This window comes from Pseudomonas japonica (assembly GCF_900188455.1).
GTDB classification, from domain to species: domain Bacteria; phylum Pseudomonadota; class Gammaproteobacteria; order Pseudomonadales; family Pseudomonadaceae; genus Aquipseudomonas; species Aquipseudomonas japonica.
In genome coordinates this window covers 1-1567 of record NZ_FZOL01000058.1, presented here as the reverse complement: position 1 = coordinate 1567, position 1567 = coordinate 1, and the positions used below count along the sequence as shown (strand labels likewise).

Below are 1567 nucleotides of genomic sequence, written 5' to 3'. Positions count from 1 at the left end.
ATTTGCTATGCCCTACTTCTTCTTGGCTTCTTTACGACGGACTACTTCGTCCGCGTAACGCACACCCTTGCCTTTGTACGGCTCTGGCGGACGGAAGTCGCGGATTTCAGCGGCCACCTGACCTACCAGCTGCTTGTCGATACCCTTGATCAGGATATCGGTCTGGCTTGGGGTCTCAGCGGTGATACCGGCTGGCAGTTCGTAATCCACTGGATGCGAGAAGCCGAGCGCCAGGTTCAGCACGTTGCCTTTGGCTTGCGCCTTGTAACCAACACCGACCAGCTGGAGCTTGCGCTCGAAGCCTTGGCTTACGCCTTGGACCATGTTGTTCACCAGGGCACGGGTAGTACCGGCCATAGCGCGGGTTTGTTGATCGCCGTTGCGAGCAGCGAAACGCAGCTCACCAGCTTCTTCGACCACTTCTACGGACGAGTGAACATTCAGTTCGAGAGTGCCCTTGGCACCCTTCACCGAAAGCTGTTGACCGGCGAATTTGACTTCGACACCGGCCGGCAGCTTAACGGGGTTCTTAGCGACGCGAGACATGCTTATCCCCCCTTAGAACACTGTGCAGAGAACTTCGCCGCCAACACCGGCAGCACGCGCAGCACGATCAGTCATCACACCTTTGTTGGTGGAGACGATAGACACGCCCAGACCGCCACGAACTTTCGGCAGATCTTCGACGGACTTGTACTGGCGCAGACCAGGACGGCTTACGCGCTTGACTTCTTCGATAACCGGACGGCCTTCGAAGTATTTCAGCTCGATGGAGAGCGATGGCTTGGCATCGGTAGTTACCTGGTAACCAGCGATGTAACCTTCGTCTTTCAGAACTTTGGCGACCGCAACCTTCAGAGTCGAAGAAGGCATGCTTACGACGGACTTTTCAGCCATCTGGGCATTACGGATGCGAGTTAGCATGTCCGCTAACGGGTCCTGCATACTCATGGGCTAGACGCTCCTGATACAAAAAAAATTAGCCTTTCGGCTACTACTGTCACCTGATAGCGCACGGCAAAGAACCCGGGCTCAGGTGAGCCGGTCATTCTAGACACATCCCTGAAACGAAACAAGCCCCAAAAGGGGCTTGTTTCGAAGCAAGATCACCGGCGGTCGGAAGATCACTCCTCCGCCGCCGGGACGCTGCCGGTGCGTCTTACCAGCTGGCCTTGACCAGACCTGGAACGTCACCGCGCATCGCTGCTTCACGCAGCTTGTTACGGCCGAGGCCGAACTTGCGGTAAACGCCGTGTGGACGACCGGTGAGGCGGCAACGGTTACGCATGCGCGAAGGGCTTGCGTCACGTGGTTGCTTCTGCAGAGCTACAACAGCAGCGAAACGCTCTTCTGGACTTGCGTTCAGATTGACGATGATCGCTTTCAGCTCAGCACGCTTCTTGGCGTATTTAGCGACCGTGAGCTGACGCTTCAGCTCGCGGTTTTTCATGCTCTTCTTGGCCATTTTCCTACTCCAATCAGTTGCGGAACGGGAATTTGAAAGCACGCAGCAGGGCGCGACCTTCGTCATCCGTACGAGCAGTGGTGGTCAGGGTAATGTCCAGAC

3 protein-coding genes and 1 pseudogene are annotated in these 1567 nt (G+C 56.4%); all 4 read right to left on the bottom strand.

Annotation, left to right across the window (positions count from 1 at the left end; genetic code table 11):
• Positions 1 to 12: 12 nt before the first annotated feature.
• Entirely contained in the window at positions 13 to 546 is a 534-nt protein-coding gene (gene rplF, locus CHB99_RS29335; RefSeq protein WP_042123531.1) for a 50S ribosomal protein L6, read from the bottom strand.
• Between the two features lie 12 nt (positions 547 to 558).
• Positions 559 to 951 (bottom strand): 30S ribosomal protein S8, encoded by a 393-nt coding sequence (gene rpsH, locus CHB99_RS29330; RefSeq protein WP_042123529.1) that lies wholly within the window; start codon positions 949 to 951, stop codon positions 559 to 561.
• A 208-nt stretch (positions 952 to 1159) separates the two neighbouring features.
• Positions 1160 to 1465 carry a 30S ribosomal protein S14 gene (gene rpsN, locus CHB99_RS29325; protein ID WP_042123527.1) on the bottom strand — a complete coding sequence of 102 codons (306 nt, stop codon included), beginning with the start codon at positions 1463 to 1465 and terminating at the stop codon, positions 1160 to 1162.
• A 13-nt stretch (positions 1466 to 1478) separates the two neighbouring features.
• Positions 1479 to 1567 (bottom strand): annotated as a pseudogene (locus CHB99_RS29320) (50S ribosomal protein L5); the annotation flags it as partial.